The following is a 214-nucleotide window of genomic DNA, read 5'->3' on the forward strand; positions in this document are numbered from 1 at the left end:
GCCAAGGTGTCCACCAAGGCCTCCGATGTGGCTTCCGACATCGGCAGCTTCATCAGGTCGCAACGTGAGACGGCGCACGTCTCGATGCGGCAGCTCGCCGAGCGGTCCGGCGTCAGCAATCCGTACCTGAGCCAGGTTGAGCGCGGATTGCGTAAGCCGTCCGCCGACGTGTTGAGCCAGATCGCAAAGGCGCTGCGGGTCTCGGCCGAAGTCC

General features: G+C 65.4%; 1 protein-coding gene. It reads left to right on the forward strand.

Features of this window, described 5'->3' with window-relative positions; all coding sequences use genetic code 11:
* On the forward strand, positions 1–214 hold a 214-nt coding region (locus BST12_RS30430), incomplete at both ends, for a helix-turn-helix domain-containing protein (protein WP_245850643.1).

The sequence above is a fragment of the Mycobacterium angelicum genome (genome assembly GCF_002086155.1).
Taxonomy (GTDB): Bacteria; Actinomycetota; Actinomycetes; order Mycobacteriales; family Mycobacteriaceae; genus Mycobacterium; species Mycobacterium angelicum.